Source organism: Yersinia sp. LJYL362 (genome assembly GCF_048323875.1).
In genome coordinates, this window is sequence record NZ_JBLWEX010000211.1 from 1 (window position 1) to 16740 (window position 16740).

Consider the following 16740-nt stretch of genomic DNA (forward strand, 5'->3'; position numbering starts at 1 on the left):
GCACTGAGCAGGTTAAGAAAAACAGTGCAGCTAAAGCGGGCTGCAAACTGTTTCTCACCAAGCCGCTGGGAATTGGTATCCTCACTACCGCTGAGAAGAAGAGTCAATTACGGCCAGAGCACCAAGGCGTGGCTACGGAAACTATGTGTCAACTGAATAAGTCTGGCGCTGACTTTGCCCATATAGCGGGGGTCACTGCTATGACCGATGTGACCGGGTTCGGTCTGTTAGGGCATCTCAGTGAGATTTGTCAGGGGTCGGGTGTGCAAGCGACATTACATTTTTCGTCTATCCCGCGTTTGCCCGGGGTAGAAGAGTATATTGCCGCAGGTTGTGTTCCGGGCGGAACGGGCCGTAACTTTGACAGCTATGGTCATCTGATTGGCAAAATGTCCGATTTGCAGCAGAGTTTACTGTGTGACCCACAAACATCAGGTGGCTTGCTATTAGCGGTTTTGCCGGATGCTGAGGCGCAAGTGCAGGAAATAGCAGCTCAACATGGTATGACCCTCAGTGCTATTGGCGAACTAAATGTGGCGGATAACAACCGGGCGCTGATTGAGATTACAGAATGACCTTTTCTTTGATGTACTTTTTTCTTATGCATTCGCGCGGTGAATGATGCGACTTTTTATTGCCGAAAAACCCAGTCTGGCACGGGCGATAGCCGATATCTTGCCAAAGCCGCATCGTCGGGGTGATGGATTCATTGCCTGTGGTAGTGATCAAATGGTGACCTGGTGTGTGGGCCACTTGTTGGAACAAGCTCAACCCGATGCTTACGACAGCCGCTACGCGCGTTGGTCGTTGGCCGACTTACCGATAATCCCCGAGAAATGGCAGTTACAGCCTCGCCCTTCAGTGAGTAAGCAATTGAATGTTATCAAACAGTTGTTACAACAGGCTGATGAAGTCATTCATGCAGGAGACCCTGACCGTGAAGGGCAACTTTTGGTTGATGAGGTTTTGGATTACCTCGATTTGGCGGCGGATAAACGGCAAAATGTGCGGCGTTGTTTGATTAATGACTTAAACCCGCAAGCGGTTGAGCGCGCGGTGGAGCGCTTGCGTTATAACCGAGAGTTTATCCCGCTCTGCGTCTCAGCCTTGGCGCGAGCCAGAGCCGACTGGCTCTATGGCATCAATATGACTCGCGCATATACCATTCTTGGGCGTAATGCCGGCTATGACGGCGTCTTGTCGGTCGGCCGCGTACAAACGCCAGTGCTAGGGTTAGTGGTGCGCCGTGATGAAGAAATAGAAGATTTTGTGGCCAAAGATTTTTTTGAAGTTAAAGCCCATATCGTCACACCTGCTGATGAGCGCTTTGTTGCACTATGGCAGCCGAGTGATTCTTGTGAGTCCTATCAGGATGAAGAAGGGCGCTTGTTACACCGGCCACTGGCAGAACACGTTGTTAATCGTATTGCGGGGCAGCCCGCACTTGTCACCTCCTATAATGATAAACGGGAATCAGAAACTGCCCCGTTGCCGTTCTCGCTTTCTACCTTGCAGATTGAGGCCGCCAAACGATTTGGACTCAGTGCCCAGCAAGTGCTGGATATTTGCCAACGATTGTATGAAACGCACAAATTGATTACGTATCCGCGTTCGGATTGCCGATATCTACCCGAAGAGCATTTCGCAGGGCGTCATTCGGTACTCAATGCCATTAGTATTCATCAGGCTGATCTTTTACCGCTGGAGGTGATGGACAGTGATAGGCGCAACCGCTGTTGGGATGATAAAAAAGTCGATGCGCACCACGCCATTATCCCGACAGCACGTGCCAGTAAAGTGAACTTGACGACCGATGAGAGCAAGGTTTATCGATTAGTCGCGCAACAATATCTGATGCAATTTTGCGCTGACGCGCAGTTTCGTAAATGTGTGATTGAACTGGATATTGCAGGCGGCAAGTTTATTGCTAAAGCCCGCTTTCTGGCCGAAGCGGGGTGGCGCACCTTGCTCGGCAGTAAAGAACGAGATGAAGAGAATGAAGGCGCACCCTTGCCGGTGGTTGAAAAGGGGGCTGAATTGTTGTGTGAGCGCGGTGAAGTTGTGGAGCGTCAGACCCAACCCCCCCGGCCATTTACCGATGCGAGTTTATTATCAGCCATGACGGGTATTGCGCGTTTTGTGCAAGATAAAGAGCTGAAGAAAGTGTTACGTGCAACGGATGGCTTAGGGACTGAAGCAACACGAGCTGGCATTATTGAGCTATTGTTCAAACGGACCTTTTTGTTTAAAAAAGGTCGGTATATTCATGCCAGTCCGGCAGGAAGAGCATTGATTCATGCATTGCCTGATATTGCTGCGCGGCCAGATATGACGGCACACTGGGAGTCCACGCTGACACAAATCAGTGAGAAAAACTGCCGGTATCAGGATTTTATGCAGCCGCTGGTGGCCACATTGCAGGCGTTAATCAGTCAGGCAAAACAAAATCGGTCGCCACAGGTTTTTCGTGGGTTACCCGCCGCGCCGTCTGGAGCGATAAAGAAACGTCAGAAAACATCATCCAAAACCAAGGAGAATAAATCATGAGAACATGGGTCATGCTGGGGTGTATTGGTTTTGCTACACTTATTTCTGGCCAGGTTTTGGCTAATCGGAATAATGTTGATGTGGTTGTTCCATTGCCTCCCGAAGTTTGGAATAACTCATCAAATCGCAATACCAACAATAATCCCTGCACTCGCTGTTGCATTTACCAAAACCAAAATTACTCGGAAGGTGCAGTATTGCGGGTCGAAGGGGAAGTTTTGCAATGTGTGCGTGACCCCAACGTGGTTGGGACTAATCCACTGATCTGGAAAAGATTAACCCGATAACTGATTAGCGTTTTTGCTCGATAAAAGCCTCTAATAACGGGATGTCAGCGGGCGCCAGAGGGTAGTAATAAGCCTCCTCTGGCGCTAACCACGCTAGAGCCGAGTGACATTGTAAAACGGGCTCACCACTGAAGCTTTCAATATGCTAGGCGTGCAATCGGATGGTGCGCTGCGGCGAGTCCCATTGATGGGTGGCAATATATCGGCCTATCATTGCATCAATATTTAACTCTTCGGCCAGTTCGCGCATCAAAGCCTGCGGTTGGCTTTCCCCTGCTTCGACTTTACCCCCAGGGAATTCCCACAAACCAGCCTGATCGCGATGTGCATCTCGTTGTGCCAATAAAATCTTACCGTTTCTTTCTATAATTGCCGCAACGACATCAATCATTTTCTATTTGCTCGATAACAGCGCTTTATATGTAGCGCTAGAGGTATGCCCTATATCAATAGGGCATACCTCAATCTAAAGTGTAATTAGAGTGCGAATTCAGACCACACAGGGGCGTGATCTGAGGGTTTTTCCATACTTCTAATCTCGTAATCGATACCAGTAGCAATACAGCGAGCGGCCAGAGGTTGACTTGCCAGCAATAAATCTATGCGCAAACCTCTATTCTCATCAAAACCACGTGAACGGTAGTCAAACCATGAGAATTGGTCATTACATTCCGGATTTGCTGCACGGAATGTATCCACCAACCCCCAATTTTGCAGGCGTGCTAACCATTCACGTTCTTCAGGCAAGAATGAGCATTTACCGGTGCGCAACCAGCGCTTGCGGCTATCTTCGCCAATACCGATATCGAGATCTGTTGGGCTGATATTTAAATCGCCCATAATCAGCACTTGTGCATCAGCCGAAAGTTGCTGATCTAAATATTGCTGTAAGTCAGCATAAAAACGTTCTTTAGCAGGAAACTTAATGGGATGGTCACGGCTCTCTCCCTGAGGAAAATAACCATTAATCACGGTTAAAGGGCCTTGTGGTGTTGCAATATCGGCCATGATAATACGGCGTTGCGCATTCTCTTCATCTGTAGGGAAGCCCCGACGGACAGCTAAAGGTTCATTCTTGGTTAATAGTGCAACGCCATAATGCCCTTTTTGCCCATGATAAAAGACGTGATAACCATGCTGGCTGACCTCTTCAAGCGGGAACATATCATCATGTACTTTTGTTTCTTGCAGCCCGATAACATCTGGTTGATGTTGTTCGATTATTGCAGCCAGTTGATGAGGTCGAGCACGTAGGCCATTGATATTAAAAGAGACAAACTTCATGGTCAGCACCGTATATTCGCTAGAAATGATGTCGAATATTAGCAGATGCCGAATGAAAATGTAATGCACAACAAAAGAATAAGTAATAGACATATTGGGAATAGAGAATAAAAATTATTTATATCCGCAAAAGTCCAAATGACGACATGAGTATTTTATATTACGGGCACGTTTATCGTTAATCCTATCTTATTAACTGCACGGTGATTGGCGTATATTATCTGTAATTGGCTTTAGTTTAAGTTAAGTTTTCTCTTGCGGGCAGTTATTCGTATCTTGATAAAAATAAGTTTTATTGTTTCATGATATATTCATTGTAAATATCTATTGGTTCATATTTATTACTCTTGTGATGTAAATGATTTAAAGCTTTCTCTTTATAACCAGAGGTTTTTCTTCAATTTTTTTGGGTAGATATTACAGGTGTTTTTATTATTTTTCCATTAGGAGATGTTAACTGATTTTGTCACGCGAAGATTAAAAAATAGTCATTTCATATCATAGATCTACATTGAAAACTCTGATAAAAATATTTGCAATGCTGAGGCGGTAATACACTAAATTGCCAAAAATTTGATTGCAAAACATGCAACTTAACGTCGTTAGTGTCTGCGCGATAATTACTTATTATATTATATTTCTAAATTAATCCAAACCCACTGGTGTTATTTGATTATATAAATAATATCTACAGTTGGCATTATATACGTAGGCATGCTTGTCTTTTTTCTGATCATTTTTGACGCAAAGCAAAGGGTTGGTGAATTATGTTTCTATCTCGTAAGTTGGAGGCCTTTATGGCCGTAGTAGAAAATGGCTCGTTAAGTAAAGCAGCAAGAGTGATGAACAGGACTACACCGCCTGTTGCGAAGTCGATAAAGGACTTCGAGAGCATAATAGGAAAAAAATTATTTAAACGAGAAAAGTTCGGCATGAGTTTAACGCGGGATGGAGAGGTTTTATATAATGATCTAAAAGATTTATATCAACAAGAAAAGGAAATCACCAAAAAACATCTCACCGGGCACGTTTCCAATATCATCAATATTTATTACGACTGGGGGAAAAGTGAAAAATTGACGAAATTGTATAGAGTGGCAGAGAAAAACAATATCCAAGCTAATATAATAAAGTTTCATTATGAAAATATTGATGAGATTGGAGACTATGATGGGAATTCACTTATCCTTTCATCTGAAAAAGTCAGCAGTGACAGGTTTATATTGCTGAACGAAATTCCAGATAGTGGGTTTGGTATTTATGGTAGAAAAGACATACTGAACGAGAGTTCTGATATTATAAATATTCTTCATAGTAATATTTGGTTGTGTAATCCGGCATTATATAGAAGTAAGTTTGTCCAATACTTGGAGGAATGTGTTAAAAAACAATACAGTAAAGTCAGTGTGAGGCAGGTGGATAATTTGACTTGCTGTTTGAATTTTATCTATTCAGGTCGGTACATCTGCATTACAGACTCCATTATGGATGATTTTAATGGTGACTCAAAATTAGACTTTATAGATTTAACAAATTTTCAAGATGAGAATAAATTGTATTTCTACAAGTCAAGGTCACATTCAAGTGTACTCAATGGGTTAATTGATTATATTCACACCCTGGTGTGAACATGCCCCATACTTAATCTGTTATCAATAAAGTTAATTGTCACCTGTTGATTTGTAGTGATTTTATTTAGGTATTTCTGAGGTTTTATGCTTACACATGAATATGTGCTAGAGGAGGCACTTTGCCAAGAGGTGGGGGAAGGATTACTCGTCACTTCGTTCCTCACCCTTCGGGCCGCCGCTGCGCGTCGTTGTCTCGCTATGCTCGGCGCGAATCTTAGTCGAAGGTTCTTACCTTCCCCTGATGGGTGCTATTTTTTGATTTAGTTATTTACTGAGGGGATGGCAGACAACTAATAGATGGTGGTGGGGGAAGGATTCGAACCTTCGAAGTCGATGACGGCAGATTTACAGTCTGCTCCCTTTGGCCGCTCGGGAACCCCACCACTGATTTCGTGGTTTTAAAACAATAATATGTAGGTGTAACTTAATTCGATATTAATGGTGGTGGGGGAAGGATTCGAACCTTCGAAGTCGATGACGGCAGATTTACAGTCTGCTCCCTTTGGCCGCTCGGGAACCCCACCACTGGCCTATTTATTCTACAACATGACTTAACAACATTGCTCTACAATACAGTCTTGGTAAGCGGGGCGCATCATATCAAATGAAACGCCCCTGTAAAGACTTGAAATGAAAAAAATATTTTGTTCGGTGATTTTTTGTCCGTGGCGATGGTTATATCGGCAAAAAATATCGATTTATTGAGTGCTTACAGAATAACAGTACGGTTACCGTAAACAAAAACGCGCTGTGCTAATACAAGATACAGCGCACGGCTCAGCACATTTTTTTCTACGTCTCGTCCGGCACGCATCATATCTTCGGCTGTAAATGAATGATCAATATGAATCACATCCTGCATAATAATGGGGCCTTCATCCAGGCTGTCATTGACATAATGCGCAGTAGCACCAATGATTTTCACCCCACGCTCATAAGCTTGATGATAAGGGCGTGCGCCGATAAAAGCCGGTAAGAATGAGTGGTGGATATTAATAATCTGGTATGGGAAGTGCTGCACAAAATCAGGTGTTAATACGCGCATAAATTTTGCCAACACAACATAATCGGGTTGATATTGTTCAATTTGTTTAATCAGGCACAGATCATGTTGCTCACGGGTCAAACCTTCATGGCTAATAAGATGGAAAGGTATATCAAAGCGCTCAACTAAATTTTGCAGCGTATCGTGGTTGCCAATCACTGCGGCAATCTCAACATCCAGACCGCCGTAGGCGCTTTTCATTAATAAGTCGCCAAGGCAATGCGCTTCTTTCGTGACCATAATAACAATGCGACGACGCCCGGCTGTATGTAATTCGCGGTGAGTCCCTTCAGGTAATGCATCATCCAGATCAGCCAAGAGGGTAGTATCGTTAAAAATACCCTCAAGCTCTGTGCGCATGAAAAAACGACCGGTCAAATGATCGACGAATTCATTATTTTGCACGATATTCAGTTGGTGCTTGTAGCAGATGTTGGTGATTTTTGCGATTAAGCCTTTGGCATCCGGGCAAATAGTGCGTAGCACTTTCTTTTGTATATTCTGGTGTGGCATAAGGTGGTAAATCCTGTCTTAGCTTGACTTGATGTTATGTAAAGGTTCGATGGTACGGTCAGTAAGAGAACGATTTTACTGTTAGCGGCCGCAGCATTTCTTATATTTTTTTCCAGAGCCACATGGGCAGGCATCATTTCTACCCACAGATGGTCGGATTCCGTCAATATAGTACCAGTGTTCTTTTATGCGAAGGAAGCGGGAACGTTCATGCATCGCGCTAACCTGAGTACTATTTGTATCTTTAAAACGCGCAATGAATTCAACAAAGGCTTCATCATCATGATCCCCAGCCAATTCGGTAATAACGGTTAATCCCTGCCATGTGGTATTGCCGAAACTTTGGATAATTCCATCGCGCCATTCTTGGGCGTGACAGTCGGGATGCCAGGTTGCGATAAGATAATCCGCATTTTTTTTCACGTATGCACTATAGCGGGAGCGCATCAATATGACCGGTTTAGCCGCAACTTTGCTACCCAGAATATAAGGCTCACAACACTGTTGGTATTCAAGTGCACTGCCGCAAGGACACTGTTCTGACAAAATTTCTCCAAATAATTAATATGCTGTGATAGCCACTCATTGTCTGTAAGCAGTAAATCAGCACTGGGAAAATCGAATTGTGGCGAATATGAGGGCTATCTTACCTAATCATGTGTTGAGGTTCAAAGCGGATAGCCGCGTCAGTAAAAAGTGGCACCCAAAAGATTCGTGATGAACATCACAAAAATACTTGACCGTCGTTTCATTTTGGATTAACTTTGTAACTGTGATGTGTGTCACATAAAAATAAAGATATTTACAGGAGCAAACCATGAAACTGATTAACAAAATCATCGCAATGTTCGAAAAAATGAGCGTCTCATTTGGCACTATTAACGGTTAATTATTTCAGTATTAATCCGTAAGTCTTCACAATATTCCGATCGGAATTTAGTTTATAGATAATGGTTCTGAATTCATCAAAGACAGAATGTAAAATAACAGCATAACATGTAATTATCTGTTTCTAAAATTGTTGTTATTAGACCGTGTCTCGTATTTTGATTTGTGTCATCCCGAGTGTTTATTCTAAATAGCTGCCATTAGGGCGGCTATTTTGCATGTCATCTGTTTTAAAAGTAATAAAACTAAAATAAAATATTTTATAAATTGGATGCATAAATATAATGTATGTTGTTCATGACTGACTCAGTGGCCAGGATCTAGCGATTTCATCATATACACACTTAATGGGTCATATTCATGGTGGCCAAATTGAGAGGTTAATTCAAAACCTAACCGTTGATATAACTTAATCGCTTCAGGTTGGTACACTCCCGTTATCAAGATAAATTTTCTTTATATTTAATGCGTTAGCTTGGTGTAGTAACGCCGCCATTAGCCGTTGAGCAACTCCGTTGCCGCGATACTCTGGGCTGACAAACACGCGCTTAACTTCAGGATAAGGCGTGTTGGGCAGTGCCAGAATAGCGCATCCAACCCTCTTTCCCTTACATTGAGCAACATAAACGAATGTTTCTACCTGAGCCAAACTGTCGATAGATTCCGCATGATTGCTTTCGCAGGGGTATAGTGCAGATTGGTACGCATCTAATTGAGCCATTAATGTAAGCAGCTCAGGAATAAATAGGCCCGCTTGGCATATTTCAATATTCATAGTACCCCCTTGGGGCTGAAAACTATATCTTAGTCAGGAAATGTAAAGTATTTGTATCAAAATACCAGAAAGATGAATATTCACTATAGTTTCATCAGTAAGGCGGTAAAGAAAACAATAAATATACGCTTTACTCCTTAGCTACAGTCAGGCTGACGTCAACTACATTGACTATCAGTATGTGACGTTACGTTTATTTGATTCGTGCAGATGAGAAACAGTGCCAAACCGGTTAGATAGGGATAAGACATAATGAGAAAAAATAAAATTGGACTGGCATTGGGAGCAGGGGCGGCAAAAGGATGGGCACATATTGGTGTCATTAACGCGCTGAAAAAGATGGGTGTCGAGATTGATGTTGTCGCTGGATGTTCAGTCGGCTCATTGGTCGGTGCCGCGTACGCGAGTGATCGCCTGGATGCCATGGAACGCTGGGTACGCTCATTTAAATACTGGGATGTTATCCGCTTGATGGATTTTTCGTGGCGGCGCAGTGGATTATTACGCGGTGAAAAGGTTTTTAATGCCGTCAACGAAATAATCGAAGTACAAAACATGGCCGATTGCGTATTACCTTTCGGCGCTGTGGTGACAAATTTAACCACCGGACGGGAGTTATGGCTGACTGAGGGGGATATTAAGCAAGCTATCAGGGCATCGTGCAGCATGCCGGGTTTATTCTCTCCCGTGAGGTTCGGGGAGTATTGGTTGGTTGACGGTGCAGTGGTTAATCCGGTTCCAATCTCTTTGGCCAGAGCGATGGGCGCAGATAGAGTTATTGCGGTTGATTTACAACATGATGCACATCTCGTTCAGCAAGATATCTTTTCCGCTCAAGCGCCTGTTGAGGACAAGTCTACGGATATGCCGGACAACTGGCGCGGGCGTTTAAAGACACGAATAACGAACTTATCTTCTAACCCGACGAAGAATGCGCCCAGTGCCATGGAAATAATGTCTACGTCGATTCAAGTATTAGAAAACCGGTTGAAACGAAATCGTATGGCCGGTGATCCTCCTGATGTTCACATTCAACCTTATTGTCCACAAATATCAATGTTGGATTTTCATCGTGCAGATGAAACCATTGCAGCAGGGCAATTAGCCGTGGAGAAGTGTGAGGAGCAATTATACTCCCTGATAAGGCACAGATAGTACAAGCCAGTGTTTATAAGATAGCGCATAACAATTTCTGACAAGCACAAACAATCATTTTGAGCCACTATTATCATTAAGGTTAGTAAGAGAAGCAGTGCATGGAAAAACCACTAGCAGGTAAAAATATTTTAGTTGTTGAGGATGAGACTGTTTTTCGCTCAGTTATTGCGGGATTCTTAGAGTCACTCGGCGCGACAATTCACCAGGCGGAAAATGGACTGGTGGCCTTAGAACAGCTAAAAATTCAGACTCCTGACTTAATACTTTGTGATTTGGCTATGCCAGTCATGGGGGGGATCGAGTTTGTCGAGCGCTTACTGATTCAAGGATTGAAGGTCCCTGTTTTAGTCATATCTGCCACCGATAAAATGACGGATATTGCTCAAGTCTTGCGTCTGGGGGTAAAGGATGTTCTGTTGAAGCCGATTGTGGATTTAAATCGCTTACGTGAAGCCGTGCTTGCTTGCCTTTACCCTGCATTGTTTACTTCACATGCCATTGAAGAAAATGAACTTATTCAAGATTGGGAGGCGTTGCGTAAGAACCCTTATGACGCGGCGCAGTTATTGAAACAGTTACAACCGCCTGCTCAGCAAACTCTTGCGCGCTGTCGCATAAATTACCGTCAATTGACCATGGTTGAGAAACCCGGGCTGGTACTGGATATTGCTGCGTTATCGGATAAAGACTTAGCCTTTTACTGCCTGGATGTCACGCGGGCGGGAGATAACGGTATTTTGGCGGCGTTACTGTTAAGAGTGTTATTCAATGGGATTCTACAGGAGCATTTAGCACATCAACAGCATCGCTTGCCGCAGATGTCATCTTTGCTCGAACAGTTGAACCAACTCTTGAGACGTACTCATTTGGATGGGCAGTTTCCTTTGCTTGTGGGTTATTACCATGTGGAGTATCAGAATCTGATACTGGTTTCTGCTGGTTTGCATGCCAATGTCAGCGCCGGTAACAATCAGATTCAACTCAGTAATGGTGTGCCTTTAGGGACGCTAAAAACAACCCATTTAAATCAAATTAGCCAACGTTGTGATGCATGGCAGTGCCAGGTTTGGGGGGGAGGCAGCCGTTTACGCTTGATGCTTTCAGCTGATGAATAGGTTTTACTGAGAGTTGATGACAGAATAAAGTATTCACTTAATTAATCTATTGCCGCATTTGTTATCCGCAACGTCTATCCTAATATAAATGGTTCTATAACGAATCTGTGAAATAAGCCTAATTTGTTTCAATCGATGTATGTAGCCGAGATGTCCGAATTATCGGTTGATATACTTTATTTTTACTTGTCTCTGACATTTTTCAACCTGCTTTATGATTCGCAGACAATAAGGTCTGTCGCCTCAGGCTAAATTAAGGTTAGTTCTTGATAATGGTCAGCAGCACACTCTTTATTGAAAATAAACTCGAGGACTGATCGATGAAGGTTACGGTTTTTGGCATTGGTTATGTAGGGCTAGTCCAGGCAGCGGTATTGGCTGAAGTTGGCCATGATGTTCTGTGCATAGATATTGATGAGAAAAAAGTTGCTGACCTACAGAAAGGCCGTATCGCTATTTTTGAACCTGGATTAGCGCCATTGGTAAAAGAAAATTATGATGAGGGTAGACTTCGATTTTCTACAGATGCCGCCGCTGGAGTGGCACATGGTACTATTCAATTTATTGCCGTTGGCACTCCCCCTGATGAGGACGGTGCCGCAGACCTGCAATATGTCCTTGAAGTTGCTAGTACCATTGCTAAATATATGGATACTCCGAAGGTCATTATCGATAAATCGACCGTGCCGGTAGGAACTGCGGAAAAAGTGCAACAAAGGGTACAAACTGTCCTACAGCAACGTGGGAAGCAAATAGCGTTCAATGTCGTTTCAAACCCGGAGTTTCTAAAAGAAGGGGCTGCTGTTGCAGACTGTAAACGGCCTGAACGCATTGTTATCGGTATTGATACTGATGATAACGGCGTTATCGATTTAATTAGTGAGCTATACGAGCCATTTAATCGAAATCATGACCGGTTATTAATTATGGATATTCGTAGTGCTGAACTGACCAAATATGCAGCAAATGGCATGTTGGCAACTAAAATCAGCTTTATGAATGAGATTGCTAATATTGCTGAACGTCTTGGCGCAGATATAGAAAAAGTTCGGCAGGGCATTGGTTCTGATTCGCGCATTGGCTACCATTTTATTTATTCTGGCTGTGGTTATGGGGGGTCTTGTTTCCCCAAAGATATTCAGGCACTCATTCGAACCGCTGAAAGTTGTGACTATCAGCCTCACCTGTTACGGGCAGTTGAGCAAATCAATAATGAGCAGAAATTTAAGTTAGTTGAATTTATTCAGCACCACTTTGATTCACAACTGGCGGGTAAAACATTAGCTCTATGGGGATTAGCATTTAAACCCAATACGGATGATATGCGAGAGGCACCAAGCCGTATTTTAATGGAGGCGCTGTGGAAAGCAGGGGTAACTATTCAAGCTTATGATCCAGAAGCGATGGATGAAGCACAGCGAATTTATGGTGCCAGGGATGACTTAAGATTAATGGGTACCAAGGAGTCAGCATTACAAGGTGCTGATGCTTTGATTATTTGTACTGAATGGCAGAATTTTAGAGCTCCTGATTTTGATATGATCAAGTCTCGCCTCAAGCAGCCTGTTATTTTTGATGGGCGTAATTTGTACGATCCTGAGCGTCTAAATAGCCGAGGTTTTACTTATTACGGGATTGGTCGTGGTGCTTCGATTAATCGGGCGCGTTAAGTGATAAAGAGGGTTTTATGTGTTGGGTACAAATTAAATTAGTTTTTCTTTTGTAGCCAACACTAACCCTTGTGGGATTCAATCACCGTGCTTCGCCATTGATTTTCTCTTATATCACAAAACGATGGTGTCGATTTGGCTGTTATATCAATTATAGTATTGTTATAAATTAGCAGAGCATTCTTATCGACTCTCGGTGATAGTGGTAACAGTGCGTTATTTATTGAAAAGGATATGTTCAGATTGACTGTTGCTTATCAATTGCGGGAAGGGTAATTCATCAGGATATCGTCGAATTTAACTGTTAAAAAGAGAGCAAAAAAATACCCCCCATATAATAGGAGGGTATTTTTATCACAATAGTTAATTAACTATCACGATTACAGCAGGAAATCATCCAGTGATTTGCCTTGTTCTTCAATGGCTTTCTTGATCACAGCTGGAGTACGGCCTTGGCCAGTCCAAGTTTTAACATCGCCATTTTCGTCTGTGTACTGATATTTAGCAGGGCGTGCAGCACGTTTTGATTTACCAGTAGCGGCTTTAGCAGCTGCCATAGTATTCAACAGTTCATTTGGGTCAATACCATCGGCAATAAGCATTTCACGGTATTGCTGTAATTTACGTGTGCGTTCTTCGATCTCTGCTTGTGCCTGAGAGTCTTCTTCGCGGCGCTCGGTAACGACCACTTCGAGTTTCTCAAGCATTTCTTCTAAAGTTTCAAGAGTGCATTCACGCGCTTGTGCACGCAGAGTACGGATGTTGTTAAGAATCTTTAACGCTTCGCTCATTGTCCTGGTCTCAAATTATAATTGGTGGGGTGGCGTCTGGATAATAATAGAGTGCTATTTTAATTTCTGCAATAGCCAATTTGATTAGCATACTCGAATTTACGTATTTTATTAGCGAAAAGTTGCTGCTTACTACTAATAAAGGCCAGGCTCTTGTTATTATCTGAGCTGTTTTTAACGTAAATCTTCGTTTTACTCACTAATGATCCTACTCGCGAACATGATTCTCTCACTAAGTTATAAGTTTGCTTTATATCAATAAAGCAAAAATACGTTACTTCCCCTGTTGGGATGCACAATAACTGATCATACAAGCGCCTAGCGATATTGATATAGCCGCCAAGACATATTGCGTAAAAAAAAGAGGCTTTCCATGCTTTGTCAGATTGGGCAATATTTGTTATCACTATTTTACGAATTAATGATGAGAACACATTACCCATATCATTAATGGACCAATCGTGCTGCCGACATATCTAACACGATTGCTTTCATATTGTTCTAACCTGGTTAATGTTCAAGCAGTCATCCTTTTACGGTATCAATATTGTGAAATGAGTCATGTAATGTGCTTAATAATAGAGACGTTTTTAACATCAAAGTTCTGTCAGTATCATTAGCAATATCATGACTTAATATAGAAAACAGTAATATACAAGAAGGAGTCTCTCCCCGCGAAAGCCCGGAATTTATGGTAAACTGCATGCACATTGTCAATGTGACCATTTATTAGACTATTGGAGTTACGGGCCCATGGCTCAACTTTATTTTTATTACTCAGCAATGAATGCCGGCAAATCCACCGCGCTATTACAATCTTCTTATAACTACCAAGAGCGTGGCATGCGCACGTTGGTGTTTACCGCCGAGATTGATAATCGCTTTGGGGTTGGTACGGTCAGTTCGCGTATTGGCCTGTCTTCACAAGCTCTGCTGTACAATAGCGGCACGTCATTATTATCTATTATTACCACAAAGCATCAGGAAAAACCGGTTCATTGTATTTTACTTGATGAGTGCCAGTTTCTGACCAAAGATCAGGTTCAGGAATTGTGCCAGGTGGTAGATGAATTGCATATCCCTGTGCTGTGTTACGGTCTGCGCACCGATTTCCTCGGTGAGCTCTTCCCTGGCAGTCAATATTTGTTGTCATGGGCTGACAAATTAGTTGAGCTAAAGACCATTTGTCATTGCGGGCGCAAAGCCAACATGGTGTTACGTTTAGATGCACAGGGGCGAGCAGTGCACGATGGTGAACAAGTGGTTATTGGCGGGAATGAAAGCTACGTTTCGGTTTGTCGCCGCCATTATAAAGAAGCGATTAAAGCCGCTTGTCTTGATCAATATCCTTAAATACCCCTGACGAGCAACAGAACACCTCACGGGCTGTTTTATTCATGTCGTGGGGTAGTTTGCTTCTTGAGGTAGTCATGCTAAATAGAACCATACAGCTCCATTCGTAACACTTATCTGCGCTGTACGCATCTCCCAACGTTATATTGATGACTGAGCACTTAATTCGTAGCCCACCATCGTGTGTTATTCACAACCTCTGTGCAGATGTTATCGCGCTCACTCCTTATTATCCTGTTTATATTCCAGTACAAATCGCCATGGGCGGGGCAGAGCGTATTTATTTTATGAGAGGGCGATATAAGGTTAGGGGAGATATCAATAGCCGCTATGGCGCATTGAGAGGTCATGAGCAAAGGTGAGTGGTGTGGGATACAGATTTACTGCATAAATGCTATAAAAAGAAACCCCCAACAGTTGTCGGGGGTGATATCTTTTGGCGGTTAACCTCACCTATAGATGAGGTTACGCATTAAGATAGAGATTACTTCTTAGCTTTCTTCTCAGCTTTTGGTGCTGGAGCGGCTACAGCCACTTCTTCACGATCCAACTCTTCGCTGAATTCACGGCCGTAGTAAGTATCCATCAGAATCTGTTTCAGCTCAGAGATCAGTGGGTAGCGCGGGTTAGCACCGGTACACTGGTCATCGAATGCATCTTCAGACAGTTTGTCTACTTTAGCCAAGAAGTCTGCTTCCTGCACGCCAGCTTCACGAATTGACGCCGGGATACCCAAGTCAGCTTTGATTTCATCTAACCAAGCCAGCAGTTTCTGGATTTTTTGTGCGGTACGGTCGCCCGGTGCACTCAGACCCAGATGGTCTGCAATTTCAGCATAACGACGACGCGCTTGTGGGCGGTCATACTGGCTGAAAGCCGTCTGTTTGGTTGGGTTGTCATTCGCGTTATAGCGGATAACGTTAGAAATCAACATGGCGTTTGCCAAGCCGTGTGGAATGTGGAACTCAGAACCCAGTTTATGGGCCATTGAGTGACAGACACCCAAGAAGGCGTTAGCAAAAGCAATACCGGCAATAGTCGCGGCGTTGTGAACACGTTCACGTGCAACCGGATTTTTTGCCCCTTCATGATAGCTGGCTGGCAAGAATTCTTTCAGCAGCTTCAGCGCTTGTAGCGCTTGACCGTCAGAGTATTCGTTAGCCAATACAGAAACATACGCTTCCAGAGCATGGGTTACTGCGTCCAGACCACCGAAAGCACACAGAGACTTGGGCATATTCATAACCAGGTTGGCATCAACGATTGCCATATCTGGCGTCAATGCATAGTCAGCCAATGGATATTTCTGGCCAGTCGCATCGTCGGTCACTACGGCGAATGGTGTGACTTCTGAACCGGTACCTGATGTAGTCGTGACGGCGATCATTTTCGCTTTCACGCCCATTTTCGGGAACTTGTAAATACGTTTACGGATATCCATAAAGCGTAATGCCAGTTCTTCGAAATGAGTTTCAGGATGTTCGTACATCACCCACATGATTTTGGCCGCATCCATCGGTGAACCACCACCCAGCGCGATTATCACGTCTGGTTTGAAGGAGTTCATCTGCTCTGCACCTTTACGTACGATGCTCAGGGTAGGGTCTGCTTCTACTTCGAAGAAGACTTCAGTTTCGATACCGTGAGATTTCAGTACGCTGGTGATTTGATCGGCATAACCGT

14 protein-coding genes, 2 tRNA genes, 1 other RNA gene and 1 pseudogene are annotated in these 16740 nt (G+C 43.4%); 8 read left to right on the forward strand and 10 right to left on the reverse strand.

Annotation, left to right across the window (positions count from 1 at the left end; translation table 11 throughout):
- The 3 genes from selD to ACNSO8_RS11155 form a co-directional block, all read left to right on the forward strand.
- A partial coding sequence (gene selD, locus ACNSO8_RS11145) for a selenide, water dikinase SelD (protein WP_418394659.1) occupies nucleotides 1–575 on the forward strand: 575 nt, incomplete at its 5' end.
- Nucleotides 576–621: 46 nt separating this feature from the next.
- Nucleotides 622–2547, forward strand: a complete 1926-nt coding sequence (locus tag ACNSO8_RS11150) for a DNA topoisomerase III (protein WP_418394660.1) — start codon at nucleotides 622–624, stop codon at nucleotides 2545–2547.
- A complete protein-coding gene (locus tag ACNSO8_RS11155; protein ID WP_011816424.1) occupies nucleotides 2544–2834 on the forward strand; it encodes a DUF1496 domain-containing protein in 291 nt (96 codons plus the stop codon). The genes ACNSO8_RS11150 and ACNSO8_RS11155 overlap by 4 nt, the downstream gene beginning before the upstream one ends.
- A gap of 4 nt (nucleotides 2835–2838) precedes the next feature.
- Here ACNSO8_RS11155 and ACNSO8_RS11160 read toward each other — a convergent pair.
- Both ACNSO8_RS11160 and xthA read right to left on the reverse strand, forming a co-directional pair.
- Nucleotides 2839–3225 (reverse strand): annotated as a pseudogene (locus tag ACNSO8_RS11160) (pyrimidine (deoxy)nucleoside triphosphate diphosphatase).
- Nucleotides 3226–3311: 86 nt separating this feature from the next.
- Complete coding sequence (gene xthA / locus ACNSO8_RS11165) at nucleotides 3312–4118, reverse strand: exodeoxyribonuclease III (RefSeq protein ID WP_418394661.1); 807 nt, start codon at nucleotides 4116–4118, stop codon at nucleotides 3312–3314.
- Between the two features lie 767 nt (nucleotides 4119–4885).
- On the opposite strand from xthA, the gene ytxR reads away from it, so the two are divergent.
- Nucleotides 4886–5746: a LysR family transcriptional regulator YtxR gene (gene ytxR / locus ACNSO8_RS11170; RefSeq protein WP_418394662.1), complete on the forward strand. Its 861-nt coding sequence runs from the start codon at nucleotides 4886–4888 to the stop codon at nucleotides 5744–5746.
- A gap of 127 nt (nucleotides 5747–5873) precedes the next feature.
- Here the strand turns inward: ytxR and ACNSO8_RS11175 are convergent.
- From ACNSO8_RS11175 to ACNSO8_RS11200, 6 genes are all read right to left on the reverse strand, one after another.
- Nucleotides 5874–6001, reverse strand: a non-coding RNA gene (locus ACNSO8_RS11175) — RtT sRNA.
- A gap of 46 nt (nucleotides 6002–6047) precedes the next feature.
- Nucleotides 6048–6132: transfer RNA gene (locus ACNSO8_RS11180), tRNA-Tyr, on the reverse strand.
- A 56-nt stretch (nucleotides 6133–6188) separates the two neighbouring features.
- A tRNA-Tyr gene (locus ACNSO8_RS11185) sits at nucleotides 6189–6273 on the reverse strand.
- A gap of 185 nt (nucleotides 6274–6458) precedes the next feature.
- Nucleotides 6459–7307, reverse strand: a complete 849-nt coding sequence (gene purU / locus ACNSO8_RS11190; RefSeq protein WP_418394663.1) for a formyltetrahydrofolate deformylase — start codon at nucleotides 7305–7307, stop codon at nucleotides 6459–6461.
- A gap of 81 nt (nucleotides 7308–7388) precedes the next feature.
- Nucleotides 7389–7853: a YchJ family protein gene (locus ACNSO8_RS11195; RefSeq protein ID WP_418394664.1), complete on the reverse strand. Its 465-nt coding sequence runs from the start codon at nucleotides 7851–7853 to the stop codon at nucleotides 7389–7391.
- A 760-nt stretch (nucleotides 7854–8613) separates the two neighbouring features.
- On the reverse strand, nucleotides 8614–8970 hold the full coding sequence (locus ACNSO8_RS11200) for a GNAT family N-acetyltransferase (RefSeq protein ID WP_418394665.1): 357 nt from the start codon (nucleotides 8968–8970) through the stop codon (nucleotides 8614–8616).
- Between the two features lie 252 nt (nucleotides 8971–9222).
- Between ACNSO8_RS11200 and rssA the strand changes: the two genes are divergently transcribed.
- From rssA to ACNSO8_RS11215, 3 genes are all read left to right on the forward strand, one after another.
- Entirely contained in the window at nucleotides 9223–10125 is a 903-nt protein-coding gene (gene rssA, locus ACNSO8_RS11205) for a patatin-like phospholipase RssA (protein WP_418394666.1), read from the forward strand.
- Between the two features lie 101 nt (nucleotides 10126–10226).
- Complete coding sequence (gene rssB / locus ACNSO8_RS11210; protein WP_418394667.1) at nucleotides 10227–11243, forward strand: two-component system response regulator RssB; 1017 nt, start codon at nucleotides 10227–10229, stop codon at nucleotides 11241–11243.
- Between the two features lie 320 nt (nucleotides 11244–11563).
- On the forward strand, nucleotides 11564–12913 hold the full coding sequence (locus ACNSO8_RS11215; RefSeq protein ID WP_418394668.1) for a UDP-glucose dehydrogenase family protein: 1350 nt from the start codon (nucleotides 11564–11566) through the stop codon (nucleotides 12911–12913).
- 380 nt (nucleotides 12914–13293) lie between these two features.
- Here the strand turns inward: ACNSO8_RS11215 and hns are convergent, their stop codons facing one another.
- The gene (gene hns, locus ACNSO8_RS11220; protein WP_418394669.1) at nucleotides 13294–13704 is read right to left on the reverse strand and encodes a histone-like nucleoid-structuring protein H-NS; all 411 of its coding nucleotides are present in this window, start codon (nucleotides 13702–13704) and stop codon (nucleotides 13294–13296) included.
- Between the two features lie 753 nt (nucleotides 13705–14457).
- Here hns and ACNSO8_RS11225 point away from each other — a divergent pair.
- A complete protein-coding gene (locus ACNSO8_RS11225) occupies nucleotides 14458–15057 on the forward strand; it encodes a thymidine kinase (RefSeq protein ID WP_418394670.1) in 600 nt (199 codons plus the stop codon).
- Nucleotides 15058–15541: 484 nt separating this feature from the next.
- On the opposite strand, the gene ACNSO8_RS11230 is transcribed toward ACNSO8_RS11225, so the two are convergent.
- A partial coding sequence (locus ACNSO8_RS11230; RefSeq protein WP_418394671.1) for an iron-containing alcohol dehydrogenase occupies nucleotides 15542–16740 on the reverse strand: 1199 nt, incomplete at its 5' end.